Here is a 1,742-nt window from a genome sequence, read left to right on the forward strand (position 1 = left end):
CGTCCTGCCGGTCGAGGAAGTGCGTCTCGACCCGAACGGTGCCGAGCCGGTCGAACAGCTGCTCGCGGCCGGCGGCCTGTCCATGGACCTGGGCCGGGCACCCCTGATCGGGCTGCACGTGGTGGGCGTCGCGGACGGCCGCTGGCTGCTGCTCGTCCGCGTCCACCACATGGTGCAGGACCACACGGGTCTGGAGATGCTTCTCGGCGAGGTACGGGCGACTATCGCCGGACGCGGGGCGGAGCTGTCCGAGCCGCTGCCGTTCCGCAATTTCGTGGCCCAGGCCCGCGCCGGCGTCGAGCGGTCCGAGCACGAACGGTTCTTCGCGGAGCTGCTGGGCGATGTCGACGAGCCCACCGCGCCGTACGGCGTGGTGGGCGTGCGGGGCGTCGGCGCCGAGGTGGCGCGGGCGGGATCCCGTTTCGACGACGCGCTGGCCGAGCGGCTGCGCACGGTTGCCCGGCGGCTGGGCGCCAGCCCGGCGACGGTGATGCACGTCGCGTGGGCAAGGGTGCTCGCCGCGGTCAGCGGCCGCGACGACGTGGTCTTCGGCACCGTCCTCTTCGGCCGGATGAACGCGGGCGCCGGCAACGACCGCGTGGCGGGCCCGTTCATCAACACCCTGCCCGTCCGGGTGCGCGTGGACGGGCTGGGCGCGCTGGCGGCGGTGACCGCGATGCGCGGCCAGCTGGCCGGCCTCGTGGAGCACGAACACGCTCCGCTCGCCGTGGCGCAGCAGGCCAGTGGCGTATCCGGTGACACCCCCCTGTTCACCTCGCTCTTCAACTACCGGCACAACACCGCCCCCTCCGCCGACCTGATCGTGCAGGCGGACGAGGACATGCGGGGGATCCAGACCCTGCTGCAGCGGGAGCGCACCAACTACCCGCTCTCGGTCGCCGTCAACGACGGCGGGAACGGGATGGGCCTGGCCATCGACGCGGTCGCGCCGATTGACCCGCAGGCGGTCGCCTCGCTGATGACCGCCGCGACGGAGAACCTGGTGGCGGCGCTCGAGGAAGCCCTCGACGGCGGTCCCGACCTGCCGCTGACCAAGGTCACGGTGCTCGACGAGGCCGGGCGGCAGCGGGTGCTCACCGAATGGAACGACACCGGGGCGGAGGTGGCCCGGGCATCCGTTCCGCAGCTGTTCGAGACGTGGGCCGCGCGGACTCCGGACGCGGTCGCGGTGGTCTTCGAGGGCACTGAGGTGTCGTACGGAGAGCTGAACGCGCGGGCCAACCGCCTGGCCCACCACCTCGTCGGACAGGGCGCGGGTCCCGAGTCGGTGGTGGGTCTGTGCCTGCCGCGGGGGGTGGACATGGTCGTCGCGATCCTGGCCTCCTGGAAGGCGGGGGCCGCCTACGTGCCGCTGGATCCGGAGTACCCGGTGGAGCGGCTGGCGTTCATGCTCGCCGACAGCGGGGCCCGCGCGGTCGTCCTCCGACAGGACGTCGCGGGGGACCTGGCCGACGGGCTCGGGGCGGACCGGGTGGTCCGGCTCGACGATCCGGAAACGGGCGCCGAACTCGCGGCGCTGCCGGACACCGTGCCCGACGTGGCCGTGGCAGCGGCCGGTCTGGCCTACGTGATCTACACGTCGGGATCCACCGGCCGCCCGAAGGGCGTCGCGGCCACCCATGACGGGCTGGTGAACCTGGTGTCGGTGTTCGGTCCGCTGATGGAGGTGGGTCCGGGTGTCGGGGTGCTGCAGTTCGCCTCGTTCAGTTTCGACGCGTCCG

1 protein-coding gene is annotated in these 1,742 nt (G+C 73.0%); it reads left to right on the forward strand.

Translation table 11 applies throughout. The features are described 5' to 3' along the window. On the forward strand, positions 1–1,742 hold a 1,742-nt coding region (locus ABZS71_RS35595; RefSeq protein WP_356217001.1), incomplete at both ends, for an AMP-binding protein.

Source organism: Streptomyces sp. NPDC005393 (assembly GCF_040606675.1).
Classification (GTDB): domain Bacteria; phylum Actinomycetota; class Actinomycetes; order Streptomycetales; family Streptomycetaceae; genus Streptomyces.